This window comes from Kitasatospora sp. NPDC092286 (assembly GCF_044755565.1).
Lineage (GTDB): Bacteria > Actinomycetota > Actinomycetes > Streptomycetales > Streptomycetaceae > Kitasatospora.
Genome location: NZ_JBIVRD010000012.1, coordinates 1 through 18,969, shown reverse-complemented (window position 1 = coordinate 18,969; position 18,969 = coordinate 1). Strand labels below are relative to the sequence as shown.

16 protein-coding genes and 1 pseudogene are annotated in these 18,969 nt (G+C 74.4%); 11 read left to right on the top strand and 6 right to left on the bottom strand.

Going from position 1 to position 18,969, the window contains the following annotated elements:
• Positions 1-176 precede the first annotated feature (176 nt).
• Positions 177-839 (top strand): TetR/AcrR family transcriptional regulator, encoded by a 663-nt coding sequence (locus tag ACIQIB_RS14420; protein ID WP_400758128.1) that lies wholly within the window; start codon positions 177-179, stop codon positions 837-839.
• 176 nt (positions 840-1,015) lie between these two features.
• Here the strand turns inward: ACIQIB_RS14420 and ACIQIB_RS14415 are convergent.
• Positions 1,016-1,357, bottom strand: a pseudogene (locus ACIQIB_RS14415) (polysaccharide deacetylase family protein); the annotation flags it as partial.
• 158 nt (positions 1,358-1,515) lie between these two features.
• Between ACIQIB_RS14415 and ACIQIB_RS14410 the strand changes: the two are divergent.
• The 3 genes from ACIQIB_RS14410 to ACIQIB_RS14400 all read left to right on the top strand — a co-directional run bounded on the left by ACIQIB_RS14410 (position 1,516) and on the right by ACIQIB_RS14400 (position 2,825).
• The gene (locus tag ACIQIB_RS14410) at positions 1,516-1,977 is read left to right on the top strand and encodes a hypothetical protein (RefSeq protein ID WP_400654825.1); all 462 of its coding nucleotides are present in this window, start codon (positions 1,516-1,518) and stop codon (positions 1,975-1,977) included.
• A 289-nt stretch (positions 1,978-2,266) separates the two neighbouring features.
• On the top strand, positions 2,267-2,614 hold the full coding sequence (locus ACIQIB_RS14405; protein ID WP_363610231.1) for a metalloregulator ArsR/SmtB family transcription factor: 348 nt from the start codon (positions 2,267-2,269) through the stop codon (positions 2,612-2,614).
• A gap of 79 nt (positions 2,615-2,693) precedes the next feature.
• Complete coding sequence (locus ACIQIB_RS14400; protein ID WP_400758126.1) at positions 2,694-2,825, top strand: DUF6126 family protein; 132 nt, start codon at positions 2,694-2,696, stop codon at positions 2,823-2,825.
• Here ACIQIB_RS14400 and ACIQIB_RS14395 read toward each other — a convergent pair.
• Positions 2,803-5,418 (bottom strand): cytochrome P450, encoded by a 2,616-nt coding sequence (locus ACIQIB_RS14395; protein ID WP_400758124.1) that lies wholly within the window; start codon positions 5,416-5,418, stop codon positions 2,803-2,805. The genes ACIQIB_RS14400 and ACIQIB_RS14395 overlap by 23 nt on opposite strands.
• Positions 5,419-6,000: 582 nt before the next feature.
• Here ACIQIB_RS14395 and ACIQIB_RS14390 point away from each other — a divergent pair.
• From ACIQIB_RS14390 to galE, 3 genes are all read left to right on the top strand, one after another.
• On the top strand, positions 6,001-6,780 hold the full coding sequence (locus ACIQIB_RS14390; RefSeq protein ID WP_363610225.1) for a sigma 54 modulation/S30EA ribosomal C-terminal domain-containing protein: 780 nt from the start codon (positions 6,001-6,003) through the stop codon (positions 6,778-6,780).
• Between the two features lie 152 nt (positions 6,781-6,932).
• Positions 6,933-7,376: a hypothetical protein gene (locus ACIQIB_RS14385; protein ID WP_400758122.1), complete on the top strand. Its 444-nt coding sequence runs from the start codon at positions 6,933-6,935 to the stop codon at positions 7,374-7,376.
• Positions 7,377-7,775: 399 nt separating this feature from the next.
• Positions 7,776-8,792, top strand: a complete 1,017-nt coding sequence (gene galE, locus ACIQIB_RS14380; RefSeq protein ID WP_400758120.1) for a UDP-glucose 4-epimerase GalE — start codon at positions 7,776-7,778, stop codon at positions 8,790-8,792.
• Positions 8,793-8,951: 159 nt separating this feature from the next.
• Here galE and ACIQIB_RS14375 read toward each other — a convergent pair whose 3' ends face one another.
• Together ACIQIB_RS14375 and ACIQIB_RS14370 are read right to left on the bottom strand one after the other, a co-directional pair.
• Positions 8,952-9,635 carry a transglycosylase SLT domain-containing protein gene (locus tag ACIQIB_RS14375; protein ID WP_400654833.1) on the bottom strand — a complete coding sequence of 228 codons (684 nt, stop codon included), beginning with the start codon at positions 9,633-9,635 and terminating at the stop codon, positions 8,952-8,954.
• Positions 9,636-9,707: 72 nt separating this feature from the next.
• Positions 9,708-9,914 carry an antitoxin gene (locus tag ACIQIB_RS14370; RefSeq protein WP_363610219.1) on the bottom strand — a complete coding sequence of 69 codons (207 nt, stop codon included), beginning with the start codon at positions 9,912-9,914 and terminating at the stop codon, positions 9,708-9,710.
• A 479-nt stretch (positions 9,915-10,393) separates the two neighbouring features.
• Here ACIQIB_RS14370 and ACIQIB_RS14365 point away from each other — a divergent pair, with 479 nt between their 5' ends.
• From ACIQIB_RS14365 to ACIQIB_RS14355, 3 genes are all read left to right on the top strand, one after another.
• Positions 10,394-10,837 carry a DUF6542 domain-containing protein gene (locus ACIQIB_RS14365; RefSeq protein WP_400758118.1) on the top strand — a complete coding sequence of 148 codons (444 nt, stop codon included), beginning with the start codon at positions 10,394-10,396 and terminating at the stop codon, positions 10,835-10,837.
• A complete protein-coding gene (locus tag ACIQIB_RS14360; RefSeq protein WP_400758117.1) occupies positions 10,830-12,416 on the top strand; it encodes an LCP family protein in 1,587 nt (528 codons plus the stop codon). The genes ACIQIB_RS14365 and ACIQIB_RS14360 overlap by 8 nt, the downstream gene beginning before the upstream one ends.
• Positions 12,417-12,598: 182 nt before the next feature.
• Complete coding sequence (locus ACIQIB_RS14355) at positions 12,599-13,588, top strand: endonuclease/exonuclease/phosphatase family protein (RefSeq protein ID WP_400758115.1); 990 nt, start codon at positions 12,599-12,601, stop codon at positions 13,586-13,588.
• A 106-nt stretch (positions 13,589-13,694) separates the two neighbouring features.
• Here ACIQIB_RS14355 and ACIQIB_RS14350 read toward each other — a convergent pair whose 3' ends face one another.
• Both ACIQIB_RS14350 and ACIQIB_RS14345 read right to left on the bottom strand, forming a co-directional pair.
• Positions 13,695-15,191 (bottom strand): MFS transporter, encoded by a 1,497-nt coding sequence (locus ACIQIB_RS14350; protein ID WP_400758113.1) that lies wholly within the window; start codon positions 15,189-15,191, stop codon positions 13,695-13,697.
• 539 nt (positions 15,192-15,730) lie between these two features.
• Positions 15,731-16,957, bottom strand: a complete 1,227-nt coding sequence (locus tag ACIQIB_RS14345) for a DUF6777 domain-containing protein (RefSeq protein ID WP_400758111.1) — start codon at positions 16,955-16,957, stop codon at positions 15,731-15,733.
• Between the two features lie 524 nt (positions 16,958-17,481).
• Here ACIQIB_RS14345 and ACIQIB_RS14340 point away from each other — a divergent pair.
• Positions 17,482-18,852 carry a streptophobe family protein gene (locus ACIQIB_RS14340; protein ID WP_400654840.1) on the top strand — a complete coding sequence of 457 codons (1,371 nt, stop codon included), beginning with the start codon at positions 17,482-17,484 and terminating at the stop codon, positions 18,850-18,852.
• Positions 18,853-18,969: the final 117 nt, after the last annotated feature.

The window sequence follows — 18,969 nt, the reverse complement described above, 5'->3', positions numbered from 1 at the left end:
GTGTCCCGGCCGACCCGCGTGCTCCTGACGGCATCAATGTCACCGGCCCCGCCGAGAGCCGGGCAGTCATGTCACCCAGAAGCATATGGCACCAGGTGACAGAATCCTCGGGCAGCCCTCGGGCGGCCCTCGACCCGCCACCACCGGTACGCAGTCCCGCCCAGGAGGAACCCCGCATGCACCCGAGCCCGGCAGGCCGCACCGCCGCCTCCACCGGACTGCGCGACCGCAAGAAGCTCAGGACCCGCGACGCGCTCCGCCACGCCGCCCTCGACCTGTTCGGCTCCCGGGGCTTCGAGGGCACCACCCTGGACGACATCGCGGCCGCGGTCGACGTCTCCAAACGCACGGTGCTGCGCTATTTCACCGGCAAGGAGGACGTCCTGCTCGCCGTGTTCCGGGAGATGGCCGCACTGACCGCGCACGAACTCGTGCGCAGACCCGCCGGTGAGGCCCCGCTGACCGCGCTGCGCGAAGCCACCCGCCATGCCCTGTGCGAGGTGGCCCGGGCCCTTCCCGACCACCGCGGCACGCCGACGTGCGTCGCCGTCCTGGAACTGGTCGCGCGCACGCCGGGTCTGCTCGGCTCCCTCCACCACGCCCTCCTGGCCCACCAGGACGCGCTCGCCACGATCCTCGCCGCGCGTGAGCACCTCGGGGACCCGGCCGACCCGCGCCCCCAGCTCCTGGTCTCCGTGCACGCCGCGGCCATGACGGTCGCCGTCCGCTCCTGGCAGGCGAGCGGCACCCGGGACCTGGACACCCTGCTCGGCACCGTCGACGCCTGCTTCGGCAGCCTCGGCTCCGCGATCGCCGGCCGCTGGTCGGAGGCCGGCTGATCCGCCCGGCCGCCGCCGCTCAGGTGTCGAGCAGGGTGCGCAGATCCACCGGTCCGGTAGCCGCGGGCGTGGACGGCGTCGATGACCAGGGGCAGCGCCTCGGCGTCCAGACAGGTGCCCGGGCCGTTCTCCTCCGGTGTGCCGACGTGGAGCTGGAGGATGGCGCCGAGCCCGTGCCCGGCGGCGGCCATCGTCCGGACGGCGGACGGGTGCCGGTCGGCGAACTCCCCGGTGGGGAAGAAGGTGGCCGGCGCCGTCCGCTCCCGCGGCACCGCCAGGGTGGTGTCCAGGCCGGTGTCGTTCCAGGCCGCGTTGAAGGTCGGCGCCAGCACCCGGTCCTCGGTCGTGATCCGCCGGACCTCGGTGCCGAGCAGCCGCGCGGGCGGGGTGGCCGCCGCGACCAGGGCGAGGACGGCGGCGAGGGCGGCCACGGCGGTGGGGATGTGTTTCACGCTCCGTCCAACGCGCCGGCCCCCGCCGGGACACGCGCGGCCCCGGGCACGCTGGGATCTCGCCATCGAAGGTCAACTTTTAGCCTGTTGCACGGTTTCCTGTGCAGAACTTGACCCAGGCATTGGAAACCCATGAGAAGGTCACGTCATGGCACATGTGAAATGTCACATGTGCCATGACGTTGTGTCCACCAGATGAACAAGATGAACGTCAGGAGACTTCGATGAACCGAATCGCCAAGATCGCGGCGGGCGCCGCCGGTGCGGTCGCCCTGCTCGCCGTTCCGGTCCAGGCCGGCGCGGCCACCACCGGTGCGACCACCCTCACCACCACCACGACCTGTGGTGCCTGGGGGCTGCAGTCCGGACTGGGGACCACCCTGTGTGCCGACGTCACCGGTGACAGCGTCCAGCTCTACGGCCAGATCAGCCTGGCGGGCCCGCCCAGCCCGGGCAGCCCGGAGCTGCCGACCCGTCAGCTGCTCACCAGCGTCTCCGGCCAGGTGGTCGGCGGCGCCTCGCTCGGCACGGTCAGCGGCGGCACGCTGTTCAGGGCCACCACCGTCCGGGTGAACGGCTTCAGCGGCACCGTGCCGTGCGGCTCCACCGTCCACGGCAGCTTCAGCGTGGTCGACTTCGGGTGGGGCCCGTCCCCGGTCACCGTGGACGTCCCGGTCGTCTGCTGACCGCCGACCACAGCGGCTGACGGGTCCGGGGCTGCCAGCCCCGGACCCGTCGGTCGTTTCCGGGTGTCTCCTGCCCCGGCGGCGCGGGCCGGGCCCGGCCTTCCCCGGTGGCCGTCGACGGTGACAACTTGAAGAAATCTTCATCCATAAGGATGATGCTTCCTGGCCGTGTGCGCCCCGCGTGCGAGGCCCGGGTGCCCAGCCCGGCTGTCCACCCACGCGAGGCACAGCCACCCGGGCACCACCCGCCCGGGCAGCAACCACCCGAGCACCAGGGAGAGAGCGGACGATGGCGGTCCCGCTGTACCAGGCCAAGGCGGAGTTCTTCCGCACCCTCGGGCATCCCGTCCGGATCCGCGTCCTGGAACTGCTCCAGGACGGGCCGCGCCCGGTGCGCGAACTGCTGGCCGAGATCGGGATCGAGCCGTCCAACCTCTCCCAGCAGCTCGCGGTGCTGCGCCGGACCCAGCTGGTCACGGCCACCCGGGAGGGCAACACCGTGGTCTACGCGCTGAGCACCCCGGACGTCGCCGACCTGCTGCGCGCCGCCCGCCGCATCCTCACCGAGCTGATCACCGACCAGGGCACGCTGCTCACGGAGCTGCGGGCGCCCGCAGCCCAGCTGAGGAGCGGCTGAGCGCCGGGTGGCCCCGCCCCGGCCGGGCCACCCGACAGCCGCGCCCGCCGCACCCGACCCACCGAAGGAGAACCCGGCCATGGCCGACGGCACCAGCGACGAGAAGAGCAGGCGCAAGGCCATGCTCATCCGCGCGGGCATCTACATCTTCGCCACGCACCTGTTCGCCGGCTTCGTGCTGCTGCTGTTCACCCTCGGCGACCGTCACTGAGGTAGCGGCGGCTGGTACTGGTCCAGGCGTAGACGCCGTCGACCAGTTCCCGGGTGCCGTTGAGGTACCAGAGGCCCGCCGGGTGCCGGCGCAGCAGCCGGCGGCGCAGGGTCTCGCTCTCCTCCCTCAGGTCCGAGATCCGGGCGCGGACCTCCAGGACGGCCTCGCGGCGGGTACAGCCGCGGACCCGTTGCAGGGTCAGGACGGTGTTGAAGGCGGTCGCCGTCTGGCGCTCCTCCCGTTCCAGTGAGAACAAGTCGTTGATCAGCGTCGCGGCGTCGGCGGTGTGCGCGCGCAACCGGTGCAGCGCGGGCTCGGCGTGCAGCCCGTCCGGCGCGTCGGCGCCCTGGACCCGTTCCAGTATGTTCATGAACGGGTAGAGGCAACTGGCGTGGCGGCGCAGGCCCATGGTCTCGGGGAGGCCGGGGGCGGTGCCCTTGGCCCGGTGCGCGGACTCGGTGAGGAAGGTCTCCAGACAGGTCCGCCATTCGCGGGCGGCCCGGTCCCGCCAGGCGGGCGACATGGGACCGCCCTGGCGGTGCCAGAGTTCCCGCCAGGCGTACAGGAGCTGGGCGCCCACCGAGGTCGGGGTCGGGTCGTCTCCGGCCAGGACGGCGAGCAGCGGGTCGATGATCGCGTGGGCCTCGGCCGGGTGGCGGCCGGGGGTGCCGTCGAAGCGGTCGTCGAGGATGGTGAACCAGCCGAGCAGGTCCACCAGCAGGTCGAGTTCGGCGCCCCCGGCACGGGGGTACGCGTGGCCGATCAGCTTGGGCAGCCCGTAGGCCTGGTAGCGGGGCAGGCCGCTCAGGGGAAGCAGGCCGTGGTCCAGCACCCAGTCGGCGTGCCGTGCGGTGGTGGCCCGTAGCTCGCCGGAGGCCTGCGACCCCTCGGGGGTGCGCAGTTCGGCGGGGATGCGGGCGGGCATGAGGACGGCGGCCGGGCAGACGGTGGCGGGCGGATGGGCGGTCAGGGCCGGCTGAACCGCCGAGGCCGGCCGTGGCACGGCGGCGGTGCGCGGCACCGGGGCGGCGGTGCGTGCCGCCGGGACGGTCCGTGCCGCCTGGGCGGCCGGCGACAGCGGTGCCGCCCGCGGGCCCGGGATCAGGCACGGGCTCGGGGCCTCACCGTCACCGGGGGCCGCGCCGTCCTGCGGGGTGGCGGCGCCGCCGGGGCGGGAACGGGACGCGTGACCGTTGCGCGGGGTCAGCCGGATGCGCAGCCCCTGGGCCTGGACGGTCGTCCAGACCACCTCGCGGGCCCTGGTCCCCGCGACGGCCACCGGCCGCCACCGGCGCAGAATCGCGGCGGCGGCCACGGTCAGCTCGGCCCAGGCGAAGGCCTCGCCGATGCACTTGTGCTTGCCCGCCCCGAACGGCAGGAACGCCTGCCGCCCGGCACCGGCCGCGTCGCCGCCCTCACGCCAGCGCTCGGGCCGGAACCGCAGCGGCTCGGGGTAGAGCGCCGGGTCGCGGTGCAGGGCGGTGAGGCTGTACAGCAGCTCGGTGCCGGCCGGGATCAGGTACGGGCCGAGCTCGACCGGGACGGCGGCGGTCCGCATCAGGAAGGCGTTCGGCGCGTGCAGCCGCACCACCTCCTGGGTGACGCTGCGGGTGTACGTGAGCTTCGCGAGCGTGTCGGGGGTGGGCACGGCGCCGGCCGGGAGGTGCTCGTCCAGCTCGGCGAGGACGCGGGTCTCCACCTCGGGGTGCCGCAGCAGTTCGTCGAGCAGCCAGGTGAGCGTGGTGGAGACGGTCTCGGTGCCCGCGCCGAACATGGTGATCGCCTCGGAGCGTACGTCCGCCTCGGTGAGCGGCCGTTCGGTGGCCGGGTCGGTGGCGGCGCGCAGCAGCGCGGGCAGGGTGCCGTTCGTGCCGCCGGACCGGGCGCCGCCGCTGACGGCCTGGTCGACCACCCGGTTGAGCACCCGGACGGCGTTCTCGAAGCGACGGTTGACCGGCAGCGGTAGCCGGGCGAGCTTCGGGTGCGGGTAGAGCGACTGGACGATCTGGCCCTTGACCAGGTCCGGCAGCGCTCGGTGGAAGTCGACGGTGGCGTCCTCGCTCAGCCGCGCGTCGAACAGCGCCCTGGTGACGATCTCCAGCGCGAGGTGGTTCATCTCCTTCGCCACGTCCAGTTCCTGGCCCGGTCGCCAGTGTCCGGCCCGCTCCTCGGTGACCTGGTGCATCACCGCGAGGTAGTCGGCCATCCGGTCCGGCCCGAAAACGGGCTGGATCAGCCGGCGGCGGTCCCGGTGGGCCTTCCCCCCGGACATCAGCAGACCGTCGCCGAACGCCGTTTTGAGAGTGTCCTGGACGGCGCCGCGTGGGCAGTCGTAGGCGAGGGCGACGAGCAGGGTGTGGACGAGACTCGCGTCGGTGACCACGCAGACCGTCCGTGGGCCCAGCCGGACCTGCACCACACCGCCGTGGCGGGAGAGCGAGCCGAGGAAGCCGAGCGGGTCGCGTAGCAGGGCCGGGGCGTGGCCGAGGCCCGGTACGGCGCCGGGCGCCGACGGGGGAGCGGTCGAGGGGGTTTTCGCGGGAGCCGTTCCGGGCGGAACGGCTCGTCTACGCGTCTCGGTCGTCAGGATCATGGCATCACCTCTCACCAGATGGGCCGACGCGGCGGTACTGCCGGAGCCGGAGCCGCGAGAGCCGGGAGACGAGGGTCCCTCCAGCGCGGACCCCCGCGCGCGCCGCTCCCGGAGGGCGCACTCAATAGAGAACGCGCCGTTCGATCAGGCGTTGCGCCAAATGCCCGTGGATCACCCCATTGGTGGATCGGCCGCGCGCACTCGGGCGGAATTCCGGCTCCGGGCGGGCCGGACGGCGGTTCGGGGGGTGGCGCGGACGGCTCAGAACCGGCGGCCGGGGCCGGCCGGTTCCTCCTCCGGGCGGGCGGGCGACAGCCGGCGCGGATGGCCCGGTTCCAGCGGGATCGTCTCTTCCACGGGCGGAGTCTGGCCCGGTCGCCCCCGTGCCCGCAACTGACCCATCGGCCGATCGAGCGGACGCGCCGGCGCGGGTCGTCCGGCAGGCCCTTCCGCGGCCCCGGCCGACCTGCGCGGACCAGGCCGGAGCGGGGGGAGGACCGTTGCCCGGCAGGCAGGGTCTTTCGGCCCTCGGCCGGAGGCCCTCCGCAGGTCCAGCATGGTCCGGAACCAAGGAGGATCCTGATGACCCGTCTGCGCCACCGGCCCGCTCTCGACGTGCGGGTGGAGATCCGAGGCGAACTCCACCGCGACGACGCCGAGTACGCGCGCGCCCGGGCGTTGGAGCTGACGGCGGCGCTCGGACCGGACGCGCACGCGGCCCGTATCAGGCTCACCCACACCCGCTGCCGGGAGGTGTCCAGGCCCGCCGTGGCCCAGGCCGAGATCGAACTGGACGGCGTCGGCACGGTCCGGGCGCAACTGGCCGCCGGGACCATGCGCGAGGCGGTGGACCTGGCGCTCGGCACGCTCGGCGGCCGGGCCGCGCGGCTGCGCGAGCAGGGGGACATAGGGCTCGCCGCGGCGCACGACAGCGCTTATCGGCCGCAGTACGCCCCGCGCCCGCTCGCCGAACGACGGATCGCCCGCCGGAAACCGGTCGTTCTCGCCCGCCGCGCGCCGGACGAGGCCGTGCGCGAGATGCTCGCCCTGGACCGCCGCTTCCATCTCTTCTCCGACGCGCTCACCGGCCAGGACAGCCTGGTCCACCGCCGGCCGGGGGGAGACGGCTTCCGGCTGGTCCGGGCCCATTCGACCGCCCGGTTCGGCGGCTCCGCGCTGCCCCTGACCGAGAGCCCGCACCCCGCGCCGCGGCTCGACCTGTCCGAGGCGGCCCGCCAACTCTGGCTCACCTGCTGGCCCTTCGTCTTCTACGCCGACCCCGGGGACGGCCGCGGCCGGGTGCTGTACCGCCGCTACGACGGCCACTACGGCTTGATCACGCCGGTAGCGGAGGCCCACTGATGGGCAGGAACTGATCGCCACCGGCTGACGGGTACGCGACGACGGCCGGTGCGGCACGGCGGCCACGACACGGCCGGCGTGGGCACGACAGGCGTTGGCACGACAGGGCGTTCACGACCGACGGGCACCTCCACAAGACGGGAACTGGGACCATGGACTGCGAAGAAGTCATGCTGACCGTCCGGATCACCGCCGCCGAGCGGGGGCTGCTGCGCGAGCTGGCGCGTGGTCACGGCAGCGACGTCTCCGAGGTGGCGGCGGACGGTCTGCTGGACGTCATCCCCGCCCTGCACGGCGACGCGGGCGTGCTGCGCCTGCTGCGCGTCCTCTCCCGCCCCGCGCCCTGCGCCGTGACGCTCTGGCTGCCCGCGCCGCTCGCCGACCTCCTCCCGCTGGTCGGTGACCGGGTCACCCGGGCGAGCGGACTGCACATCGGGCCGGCCAGCGCCGCCCTGGCCGCCGCCCTCCGGCTCTGGCTGGCCGAGGACCCGGACCAGCTGGCCGCCTCCCTCTCCCGGCTGCACGCGCACGGCCAGCCGGTGGGCGTCGTGCCCGTGGTCCGGTCGCCCGCGCTGGGCGCCCGGGTCGCGGCCTGACGGGGCCTCGACCGGTCTCCGGCCGGTCTCCGGCAGCGTGCGGGAGTGGGGTGGGTGACACCTGTTCGGACCTGGGGCCGACGCGGCCCGGGTGGCATGTCCGGGGCGGGAAATCGGCTGGTCAGGGCTCTGGCCACGGACCCCCGGCGGGTCTAGCATTCCGGTCACGGCCGCCGGTGTCCGAGCCTGTGGACGACCGGCCGGGTGGCCGCCACCACCCCATGCCGGGGAGCGCACACCCCCCGAGTGCGCTCCCCGGCGCCGCTGCCCGCTGCCCGCTGCCCGCTGCCTGTTGCCTGTTGCCGCCACGACCGCCGGAACCATCGCTCCTGAACCATCGTCCCCACTGTCACCGGCCGCCACCCGAGGCGTCCGGCCGACCGCAAGGGAGCGTCCGCGTTGAAGAAAGTTCTGATCACCGGCGGCGCGGGATACATCGGCAGCACCGTGGCCTCCGCGCTGCTCGACCAGGGCATCACGCCGGTCGTCCTCGACGACCTCTCCAAGGGCCGGGCCGAGTTCGTCGAGGGCCGCGTCTTCTACCGGGGCGACATCGCCGACGCGGCCCTCCTCGACCGCATCTTCGCGGAGCACCCCGACATCGACGCCGCCCTGCACTGCGCCGCGCGGATCGTCGTCCCGGAGTCCGTCTCCCAACCCCTGTACTACTACCGCGAGAACGTCGCCAAGACCGTCGAACTGCTGGAGTCCCTCCAGCGCAACGGCTGTACCCGCGTCGTCTTCAGCAGCTCCGCCTCGATCTACGCGCCCACCCCGGACGCCCGGGTCGACGAGAGCTGCCCGGTCGACGCCAACAGCCCGTACGCCCGCACCAAGCAGATGATGGAACAGGTCCTCCAGGACTGGACCCGCGGCCATGGCGCCGAGGAGGTCCGCGTCATCACCCTGCGCTACTTCAACCCGATCGGCGCCGACCCGCGGCTGCGCACCGGTCTGCAGGACCTCCACCCGACGCACGCCCTCGGCAAGCTGATCGAGGCCCACGCCACCGGCACGCCGTTCACCATCACCGGCGTCGACTGGGCGACCCGCGACGGCTCCGGCATCCGCGACTACATCCACGTCCAGGACGTCGCCGAGGCCCACGCCGCCGCGCTCACCCGCTTCGACGAGGTCATCAAGCCCGCCGCCGACGACCGCTACCGGGTCATCAACATCGGCACCGGCGAGGGCACCACCGTCCGGGAACTGGTCACCGCCTTCGAGCGCGCCGTCGGCACCACCCTCGGCACCCGCGAGGCGGACCCCCGCCCCGGCGACGTCATCGGCTGCTACGCCGGCATCGACACCGCCCGCGACCTCCTCGGCTGGACCCCTCGCCGCACCATCGACGAAGCCGTCACCGACGCCCTCGCCTGGCGCACCAAGTGGTCCACCCACCTGGCCGCCTCCTGACCTTCCCACCGCGTCCTCCGGTGGGCCCGCGCGTCGCGAACGCGCGGGCCCACCGGTCGTTGTGCGGACCGCGGCGTGATCCACCGCGGCAGACCACGGCCGGCGGCTGATCCACGTGATCGGGGGCGGCGGCGGCCAGTCGGCTGAAGTGGGCTTTGGTCAACCGGATTTGACGGCGGTGGCGGACTTCTGCCAGTTGTCGTGGAGACGGTCGAGGTAGGACTGGGCCTGGGAGCCGGGCTTGATGCCGCGGGCGAAGGCGGACATGTTGCCGGCGCCGGTGTTGTAGCCGAGGGCGAGGAGTTCGTCGCGGGTGAGGGAGGTGGCGGGGCGGGCGGGGAGCTGGGCGGCGAGGTCGTGGAGGTGCCAGGCGGCGGCCTCGATGGCGAGGTCGCGGTCGTCGGGGAGCTCCTCCCAGCGGCGGTCGGCGAAGTCCCGGCCCTGCTTGGTGTCGTCGAAGGCGGCGCGGTGCATGTTGGCGATGCCGAAGGAGGCGTCGGGTTTGGTCCGCTGCCAGGCGCGTTCGAGGTCGGGGTCGTGGGGTTTGTACGACTCGTTGTAGAGGATCGCCATCAGCAGCTGGGGGTTGATGCCCGCTCGGGCGGCGTGGGTGCGGACCGGGGCCGCGTAGTCGGCGGGGTCGTAGCGGCCGGAGGGGCGGGAGGGCGACGGGGCGGACGCGGCCGGGGCGGTGGTGGTGCCGGCGGACGGGGGCGAGGGGGAGGCGGCGGAGTCGGCGGGGGCCGGGTGGCCGCCGCCGCGGATGATGCCCCAGCCGGCCGCCGCCAGGACGGCGGCGGCCAGCCAGCGGCCCCAGCGGGGGCCCGTCCGGTCTTTCGTCACTGCCGCCCGCCCGTCCGTTCGTTGATCCCGATGGCCCGTTGGTGGTTCCGGCGGCAGTGCCGCGCCGGGGTGTTACTCCGTCGGCTTCTTGTCGTCGTCCAGGTTGCGGATGAAGTCCTTGGCCTTCTCGACACCGGTGTCGATCTGGCTCGCGTACTTTCCGTCGGTCTTGTCGTCGATCACGTCGCCGACCTTCTCCAGCCCCTGGCCTATGACGCCGCTGTGCTCGCGGGCGAGGTCGGTGGCCTTGTCCGCAAGGTTCTTCAGGTTCTCGAACATGGTGACGCGCTGCTCCTCTGATGCGTTCCTGATGGGTGCCGACGGGTGGGGATCACGCCCATCCTAACGAGGCCCCACCTGGCGGTTCCGCCGCAGCCGGGAGGGCGGCGGGTGACGCGGCGGGGGCGGGTTTGTATGCTCCAGCCGAGTTCTACAACAGTGTAGAAGTTCGGGAACCGTCATCCGGACGGTTCGCGTCCCGGTACGCAGGACGGCGCGCCGGTGCCGTGGCAGCCGAGTTGACGAGGGGTGTGTGGATGGCCGGGCAACGGGCGAGAACGCCGGACCGGGGCGCGCGATCGCGACCGGGGGCGCATCCCGGGGAGTCCGGCGTTCCTGCGCAGCGCTCGGGCGCGGCGGGCCGTGGTGCCGACGACGGGGGCGCCCGGGACGACGGTGCGCGGGGTGGCGGCGGTGAGGCCACGCCGAGGGCGGTCGCGGCGCGGCGGCGGGAGGCCCCGCGGCGCGGTGGCCTGCCGGTGGTGCTGGTGGCCGTCGGGCTGCCGGTGCTGGGCGCGGTGGCGGACGAGCTGAACGGACCGGGCACCGGGCTGCTGTTCGCGGTCGGCGCGGTGCTGGGCACGGCCGCCGCGGTGGTGCTGTGCAGCCGGCCGGGGCGCTGGTGGGTGGTCACGGCCGCACCGGTGGTGGTGCTGGCGGTCCGGGCGGGCGTCGAGTACCTCGCCCGCCGGGAGGACTACCAGGGCAAGGCGCTCGCCTCGGGGGCGCTGCGCTGGGTGGTGGGGGCGTTCCCCGTGATGGCCGAGGCGGTGGCGGCCGCACTGCTGGTGATCGCCGTCCAGACCGTGCTCGGCAGGAGCGGGAGCAGGAGCGGGAGCAGGGGCGGGAGAGGACGCGGCACCGGGGGCGGTAGCGGGAACAGGGGCGGGAACGCCAGGAGCCGAGGGAGTCGTCGTGGCTGACCGGAAGAACACCAGGGCGCGGGCCCCGCGCCGCACCGCGCCGCTGACCGTCGCCGGGCGGGGCCTGGCCTGCACCGTGTCGGCGGCCGTGCTGGGGGCCAGCGGCTTCACCTGGTACGAGTACCGCAGCCTGGACAGCGGCATAGTCAAGTCGGCGGCGCTGGCGGAGGCGAAGAAGAACGCGCCGCCGCACCTCGACAAGTCGGTGAACCTGCTGCTCATCGGTCTCGACAGCCGCAAGGACATGGACGGCAACGACCTGCCCAAGGAGTTCGTCGAGGACGAACTGCACGCGGGCTCCAGCGAGATCGGCGGGTACAACACCAACGCCCTGATCGTCCTGCACATCCCGGCCAACGGCGGCAAGGTGGCCGCGCTCTCCGTCCCGCGGGACGACTACGTCCAGACCGTGGGCGCGGACGGAAAGATGCACAAGATCAAGGAGGCGTACGGGATCGCCAAGGACGCCGCCGAGCAGAAGCTGGCCGGCAAGGGGCTGTCCAAGCCGGAACTGGAGCGCCAGAGCAGGGAGGCCGGCCGCTCGGCCACCATCCAGACCGTGCAGGCGTTCCTGAACATCCCGATCGACCACTTCGCCGAGGTCAATCTGATCGGCTTCTACGACATCGCCAAGGCGGTGGAACCGATCCAGGTCTGCCTCAACCACCCGGTCGACGATCCGATCGTCGCCCGCACCGCGACCCGCGAGGGCGGCGGCACCGGGCTGAAACTCCCGGCCGGGATCAGCTCCCTCAACGCGGCGCAGGCGCTCTCCTTCGTCCGCCAGCGCCACAACCTCCCCAACGGCGACCTCGACCGCACCCACCGCCAGCAGGCGTTCATCTCCTCGGTCGAGTACCAGCTCAAACAGCAGGGCATCCTCAACGACTTCGGGAAGCTCCAGCGGCTGTTCGACGTGGTGAAGAAGGACGTCGTCATCGACAACGAGTGGAACATCCTGGACTTCGCGCAGCAGGCCCCCAACCTGACCGGTGGCAACGTCGAGTTCAACACCCTGCCGATCACCGGGTTCAAGACCATCGGGGGCCAGGAGGTCAACACCGTCAACCCGGACCTGATCAAGCGGATCGTGCAGCAGCTGTTCAACCACGATCCGGCGCCCGCCGCCCCGGCCGGGGGCGGCGACACCGCTGCGCCCGGGGCGACCGACCCGACCACCCCGGCCGCGTCGAGTCCGGCCAGGGAGCGGGCCACCGTGGACGTGTACGGCGGGTCCGCCGCCGGCGAGTCCAAGGCGCTGGCCGAACTCGGTTACCAGGCCGGCAAGGTGGGTGAGGCCGCGGGCCGGCCCAAGGCCACCACCGTCACCTACGGCAGCGGGGCCAAGGCCGACGCCCAGCAGATCGCCGCCCATTACGGGGTCACGGCGGTGGCCGCCGCCGGTGCGCCCGCCGGCCATGTCGTGGTGACCCTGGGCAGTACGTTCAGCGCCTCGCCCACGACGCCGTCCCCGGCGGGCTCCGGGCCGCAGCCCGCCGACGCCGCCCCGGACCCGGCCGCCGGCCTCCCCATGCAGGGCCCCGCGGTGAAGGCCGGCGGGATCCCCTGCGTGGACTGACGGGCGGCGCGGCCTGCCCGCGCGGCCCGGCGCCGGTCCGAGCCCGAGCCCGAGCCCGAAGCCCGAGCCCGAGCCCGAAGCCGGCGCCCCCGGAACCGGACCCGGCCGCTCCGCGTCTTCAGCCGGAGCGGCCGGACGACCGGGCGCCGCAGGGGTGGCGAGAATGACGGGTGGGGAACCGCGTGCGTAGCAGATCGGGCAACAGGACGGCGAGCGGCCGGGGTTGGTGGCGCCGGACCCGGACGGCCCTGGTGGTGCTCTGCGTGGTCGGGCTGCTGCTCTCGGCGGCCCTGGTCGTGGTGCGGCTGGCGGGCTGGGACGACGGGACGTCGCTGGCCCTGCCGATGGTGCTGCTGCCGTACGCGGCCCTGACCACCGTCCTGGCCCTGGGCGTCCTGCTGGTGCTCCGCTCGTGGTGGGCGGTGGGTCTGGCCGGACTGCTCACGCTGGTCCAACTGATCTGGCTGGTACCGCGTTTCGTGCCGGACGGCGGCTCGGTGGCGGCCGACGCGCCCCGGCTCCGGCTGGCCACCAGCAACGCGTACATGGGGCAGGTGGACGTCGCCGCACTGGTCCGCCTGGTGCGTGAACAGCGGGTGGACGTCCTCGCGGTGGAGGAGCTGAGCGGCTCCGCCGCCGCCGCCCTGGACCGGGCGGGCATCGCGGAGCTGCTGCCGTACCGGGAACTGCCGGCCGGCCAGGACACCGCGCTCTACTCGCGACTGTCGCTGACCCCACTGGCCGTCTCCGCCTCGGCGCAGGTGGCGGCCGAGGTGTCGGTCGGCGGCCGGACGGTGCGGCTGACCGCCGTGCACACCTACTACCCGCTGGGCGACGCCCGGCGCTGGTCGGAGGACTTCGACGGCCTGCGGGCCGCGGCGGCCGACAGCACCCGCAACGCCGTGTTCTTCGGCGACTTCAACGCGACCCTCGACCACGCGCCGATGCGCGACCTGCTCGCCACCGGACTGGCGGACACCCACGCCGAACTGGGCCGCGGCGGTGCGCCGACCTGGCCGGAGGACAACGCCGACTTCCCCTTTCTGCCGCCGGTGATCCAGATCGACCACGTCCTGCACGGCGACGCGCTGAGCGCGGTGTCGGTGGCCGAGCACACCGTGCCGGGCGCCGACCACCGGGCGGTGGTCGCCGAACTCGCCGTCACCGGCTGAGGGTTCGGCGGTCTGAGCGGACTTCCGGCCGCCCCGGGGTGTCCGGCCGCGTGGCGCTGCCACCGCCGAGAGGTGAACGGCGGTGGCAGCGGGGGGTGGTGGGTGATCAGGAGGTCCGGGAGTCGGCCGTCGGCAGGGTGACGACCTCCGCGCCCCCGTCGGCGGGCGCCGGGAGGTGCGCCGCCGGAGCGGGACCGCCCCGCCGACGGGCGAGGGCCAACAGGCAGGCGCCCGCCGCGACACCGCAGAGCAGCACGACCGCGCCGACGGAGGCCGCGTGGCCGACGGCGTCCGTGAACGCCTGCGCCACGTCCTGCGGGCGGGGCCGGCCGAGCGCGCCGAGGCGCTCCTCGAACCGGGTGGTCATCAGGGTGCCGAGGACGCTGGTGCCGAGCACCGCGCCGACCTGGCGGGCGGCGTTGACCGTCCCGGCCGCCGCGCCCTCCTTGCCGCGCGGTACGTGCCCGACCGCCAGTGCGGTGGAGGGGGCGTTGGCCAGGCCGCAGCCGAAGCCGAAGACCACCAGGGAGAGGGCGTACCCGCCGAACGCGTCCGTCGGCTCGACGGTGGCGAACAGCGCGGCGCCCGCCGCCGCCAGCAGCAGCCCGACGACGATCAACGGCGCGGCCCCGAACCGCCGTCCGAGGATCCCGGCGACCACCGAGGCGAGAATGAACGTGCCGAACTCCGCCAGGAGTTGGACGCCCACCTGAAGGGCGGTCAGTCCGCGCACCTGCTGCAGCCAGAGCACCTGGAGCAGCGAGAGCCCGACGAAGCCGAACAGCACGGTGGCGGCCAGCAGCAGGGCTGCGCTGTACGACGGGTCGCGCATCAGCCGCAGATCGAGCAGCGGGTGGTCGCGGCGCAGTTCGACCACCGCGAAGACGGCGAGCAGGACGGCCGCGCCGACGGCCGCGGCCAGCGGCAGACCGCCGACGTAGCTGTGGTGCCCACCGTCGATCAGCCAGTAGATCAGCAGCGCCAGCCCGGCCGTGACGAGGAACTGTCCCGGCCAGTCCAGCCGCCCGCCCTCGACCCGCGACTCCGGCACGCCGAGCAGCGCGGCGACGGCGGCGAGGGCGGCGATCACCGGGCCGAGCCAGAACGCCGTGTGCCAGGTGGACCAGCGCAGGGCCAGCCCGGCCGTGATCGGTCCGAGGGCGAGCCCGAGCCCCGACGTGGCCGCCCAGGCGGAGATCGCGCCGGCCCGGCGGCGCGGGTCGGGGAAGGCGTTGGTGATGAGGGCGAGCGAGCTGGGCGTGATCAGCGCGCCGCCGAGCCCGGCGATCGCCTGGCCGGCCAGCACGGCGGACAGGCTCCCGGCGAACACCAGGACCACCCCGCCGACGGCCATCGCGAGGGCGCCGAGCAGGAAGATCCGCCGCCGCCCCCACCGGTCGGCGAACGCGCCGGCGCCCAGGACGACGGAGGCGACGACCAGGGTGTACATGCTCGGGACCCAGACCAGGTCGGCGGAGTCGAGGCCGAGGTCCTCGCGGACCGCGCCCAGGGTGCCGATGGTCTGGGTGGTCTGGACGAAGACCGTGAACAGGCCGAGGCAGGCGGCCAGCAGAACGAGTCCGCTGCGGTCAGTGCGCGACATCGGACACCCCCGGGTGGGTCGTGGCGGTCGCGGGGGCGCTCGCTGCGAGGGCCGCGGTGCCGGCTCCCGTGCTGGTCCCGTTGCTGGGGCGGACGGGGGCGGGCCCTGGATCCGCGCCGGCTGTGGTGGCCGGTGCGGTACGGCGGGCGAGTTTCACTGGGCTCTCCATGGCTGGGGTGCGTGGGGTGCGTGGGGTTGTGCGGAAGGGGGCGTGCCGGAGCGCGCCGGGCCGGGCCGGCGGGGTTCGCGGGACGCGCCTCAACGGGGCAGGTGGGGGGCGGCCGGATCTCAAGCCGCTCCGCCAGGGCCGCCGACTGCCCGGGGAGGGAGGGGGACCGGCGGCTGGTGGGCGACGGGGCGACGGGGGTGCCCAGGGTGCGGACGGGCCGGTCGGGGCCGGTCTGCGGCGGAGGTCTCCGCCGGTGGACTGTGCACGCTCGTCGTCCCCTCGTCGCCGGTTGGTTGGAATCTGAAACTCACCCTAGCCTGGCGAGTTTGATAATCCAACTTAAATGGTGGCGTGGGGACGGTTCGACCGGTCAGCTCGGTGAACGGCCCGGGGCGGCGGTGCCGGTCGGGGGCAGGACCGTGGTCGGGCCGGTCGCCGGATTCGTCGCGGTCGTCGCGGTGGACGGCGCGCCGGTCGCGGAGGACGGGCCGGACGACCTCGGTGCCGACGGAGGCCCGGACGACCCAGGGGTGGACGACGGCCCGGACGATTCGGGCGCCGACGAGGTGGACGACGTGGGCGAGGACCCGCCCGAGGAGGTGCCCGGCGCCGAGGACGGCCCGGACGGCTTACCGGACGAGCTCGACGCCGAGGCCGAGCCGGACGAAGGCCCGGTCGAGGAGGAGGTTGCTTCAGAGGTCGAAGCCGACGACGAGCCGGACGGCGAGCCCGAGTAAGAGCCGGACGACGCGCCCGGGGACGAGGCAGAGGTCGAAGCCGAGGTGGCCCCGGAGACGGACGCCGAGGGCGACGACGGCTTCATCGGCGCGGCCGGCGGAATGCCCACCGCCAGCGGCCCGCTGGGCCCCGGAACGGGCCGGTCGATCACCTCGATCCGCCCGGTGGCCCGGGCGAAGAAGGTGCCCGTGTCGACGTTCACCAGCACGATCTCCGTCACCGGCTGGGGCGCCGGCACCACGACGACCAGCGTGGTCGGCCGGAAGCCCGGCCAGGCCTTGCCGGTGTACTCGGCGTCGCTCACCAGCACCGGGGGCTTGAGCGGGTTGCCGCAGGCGCACCGCACCCGCGGCACGCCCTGGGCGTCCACCAGGACGGCGGTGCCGGCCTGCAGCACGGACTGGTAGCCGGTCACGGCGCCGCTCTTGTAACCGTGGTTGGTCACCCGGGTGTCCACCCGCAGGTAGGCCGAGGTCAGCGAGCGCAGATAGCCCGGGATGGCGGACTGGCTGATGCCCTGCGCGGAGGCCCAGGCGCGGCCGACGTCCCCGGAGGACGTCATGGTGATCAGGCGCTCCACGTCGCAGCTCGGCTTGGACATCGACCCCGCGTAGAGCCCGGGGGACGTCCCCTCCACGCTGTGGATGCCCGCCGCCGACGCGGCGGTGGTCCGGGTCCCGCTGGGCCGACCGGTCGGCTGGGCCGGCGGGGACGCGGGTGCCGGGGCCGTCACGCCGGCCGTTTCCACCGACTGGGTGAACGGGGCCTGACCCGGATCGGAGGGCTGCTGGAGCGCGACCTCGTTGGCGGTCGGGACGGCATCGTTGTGCTGGTTGCTGACGATCAGCACCGTGGCCACCGCCGCCAGCACCACTGCGCCCGCGACCAGCGTCAGCTTCCGCCCCGAGCGCCACCAGGGCGTCCGGGGCCCGCGGGAAGCACCGCCCGGCCCGCCAGGCCCACCCGGCGCCCCCGGTCCTGGAGGGCCCGAGGGGCCGGACGGGGGAGCGGTCGGCGGGCCCGCGCCGCCGTCGGACGGGGGCCCGGACGCCGGGGGCCCGGACGGCGGGCCGGAGGGAGGGCCGGGCGGCGGGCCCGGCGGCGGCCCCGGCGGCGGCCCCGGCGGCGGCCCCGGCGGCGGCCCCGGCGGCGGGCCGGCTGGGGGGCCGGGCGGGGGTGGTTGGGCACTCATCGAGGCTCCGTTTCGCAGGCGGCCGGCGAACACGGCCGGCACAGGAAGCTCCTGCCACTGGCTTCCATTTCTGCCCGGCTTCCCAACCCCCGCAACAGCGGGTCTCCGAGGGTGTGCAGCGCGCGGCGGCCGCTCCTGGGTGAATCTGGAGTCAGACGCGAGGGGGGCACCCGAGTCCACCAGGAGCCCGCATGCACCAGGAGCCGCACCCCGTGCCGCCCGGCCCGCCCGGCGCCCTGCGGGGCTGGCTGGACGCCTTGGCCGTGGTGGTCGCCGGACTCGCCGCGATGGCGGCGGTGGCCGCGCTCGGTCTCTGGCTGGCGGGCGCCAACGGCCTTCCGGACGGTGGATTCCCCTCCGTGCTGGCCGGCACGCTGGCCCTCGCGGTCGGCGGTTCCGTCCAACTGGACGGCGGCGCGGGCTTCTTCGCCAAGGTCGATGCCGGGATCACCGCCATGCCGCTCTCCGTCGGCCTGGTCGGCGCGCTGGTGATGGCCGAGGTGTTCCTGCGCCAGCTGCGCTTCCGGGCGGTCGCCGGGGGAGGGGAACTGCTCGGCCGGGTGGCCCGTACGGCGGTGCTCTGGGTGGTGGCGCTGGTGCTGCTCACCCTCGGTGCCCGGCACACCTTCGTGGTCCCGTTGGGCGGCGGCCTCGCCGATGTCCTCGGCGGCGCCCTGGGCCTGACCCCCGAGGTCGGCTTCCACGCGGACCCGCCGAGCACCGTCGGTCTCGGGCTGCTCTGGCTGCTGGTGGTGCTGGCGGCGGCCTTCGCGGTGTCCCGCCGGGCGCCGCTGCCGCGCGGCCTGGTGCCGTTCCAGCAGGCGGTCCGGCCGGCCGCGTTCGCGATGCTGCTGGTCCTGCTGGCGTATGTGGTGATCGGGGTGGTGGCCGGCGCCGTGACGGCCGTCGTGCACGGCAACGCGCGCGAGACCATGGCCGTCGTCCTGCTGGCGCTGCCCAACCTGGTCTGGCTCGCCTTCGGGGTCGGGCTCGGCGCCGAGTGGCACGGGCACCTCGTCGGCGCGGTCGGCCTGCCGGTGCCGAACGCGCTGGCCGAGGTGCTGCGGGCGCCGAACGGACAGGACGCCACCGTCGGCCTCGGCACGCTCGCCGACCACGACGCCCGCGCCTGGTGGCTGCTGCCGCTGGCCGCCGTCCTGCTGCTGGCGGCGGGCTTCCTCGCGGCCTACCGCTCGCCGCGCGGCGTCCGGCTCTGGCAGCACGCGGTACGGCTCGGCGTGGCGGCGGCCGTCACCGTGCTGCTGGTCGGCGTCTGGTCGCGGGTCTCGGCCGACTACGGCCTCTCGGTGCTGGGCGTGGGCGTCGGTGAGGGCGGCCTCGGCGACCTGCTCGGCGCCGTTCTCGGCGGCGGCAATCCCCTGGCCGGGCTGGGCGGCGGCACCCTGGCGCTGCGCCCCGACCTCTGGGTGGCGGTGCCGCTGGCGGCCGGCTGGGGGCTGGTCACCGGCTGGCTGGGGGGCCTGCTGGCGGCTCATGTGGGTAGGCGCGGTGAGGTCGAGACGGGGCAGCCGGCGGTGAACGGCCCGGTCCCGCCGGGATAGCGGCCCGGAGACGCGGACCGGGCTAGGGCGCGTATTCGGTCGTGATCAATCTGTGTGATTCACCTTCGCGGCGGGTCCTGATCCGGTAGACCGTGGTGTGTGACGCGAGCGCAACTG

Coding starts and splice junctions, on each gene's coding strand:
- ACIQIB_RS14420 (WP_400758128.1), top strand. CDS start 177: ATGCACCCGAGCCCGGCAGGCCGCACCGCCGCCTCCACCGGACTGCGC.
- ACIQIB_RS14410 (WP_400654825.1), top strand. CDS start 1,516: ATGAACCGAATCGCCAAGATCGCGGCGGGCGCCGCCGGTGCGGTCGCC.
- ACIQIB_RS14405 (WP_363610231.1), top strand. CDS start 2,267: ATGGCGGTCCCGCTGTACCAGGCCAAGGCGGAGTTCTTCCGCACCCTC.
- ACIQIB_RS14400 (WP_400758126.1), top strand. CDS start 2,694: ATGGCCGACGGCACCAGCGACGAGAAGAGCAGGCGCAAGGCCATGCTC.
- ACIQIB_RS14395 (WP_400758124.1), bottom strand. CDS start 5,418: ATGATCCTGACGACCGAGACGCGTAGACGAGCCGTTCCGCCCGGAACG.
- ACIQIB_RS14390 (WP_363610225.1), top strand. CDS start 6,001: ATGACCCGTCTGCGCCACCGGCCCGCTCTCGACGTGCGGGTGGAGATC.
- ACIQIB_RS14385 (WP_400758122.1), top strand. CDS start 6,933: ATGGACTGCGAAGAAGTCATGCTGACCGTCCGGATCACCGCCGCCGAG.
- ACIQIB_RS14370 (WP_363610219.1), bottom strand. CDS start 9,914: ATGTTCGAGAACCTGAAGAACCTTGCGGACAAGGCCACCGACCTCGCC.
- ACIQIB_RS14350 (WP_400758113.1), bottom strand. CDS start 15,191: ATGTCGCGCACTGACCGCAGCGGACTCGTTCTGCTGGCCGCCTGCCTC.
- ACIQIB_RS14340 (WP_400654840.1), top strand. CDS start 17,482: ATGCACCAGGAGCCGCACCCCGTGCCGCCCGGCCCGCCCGGCGCCCTG.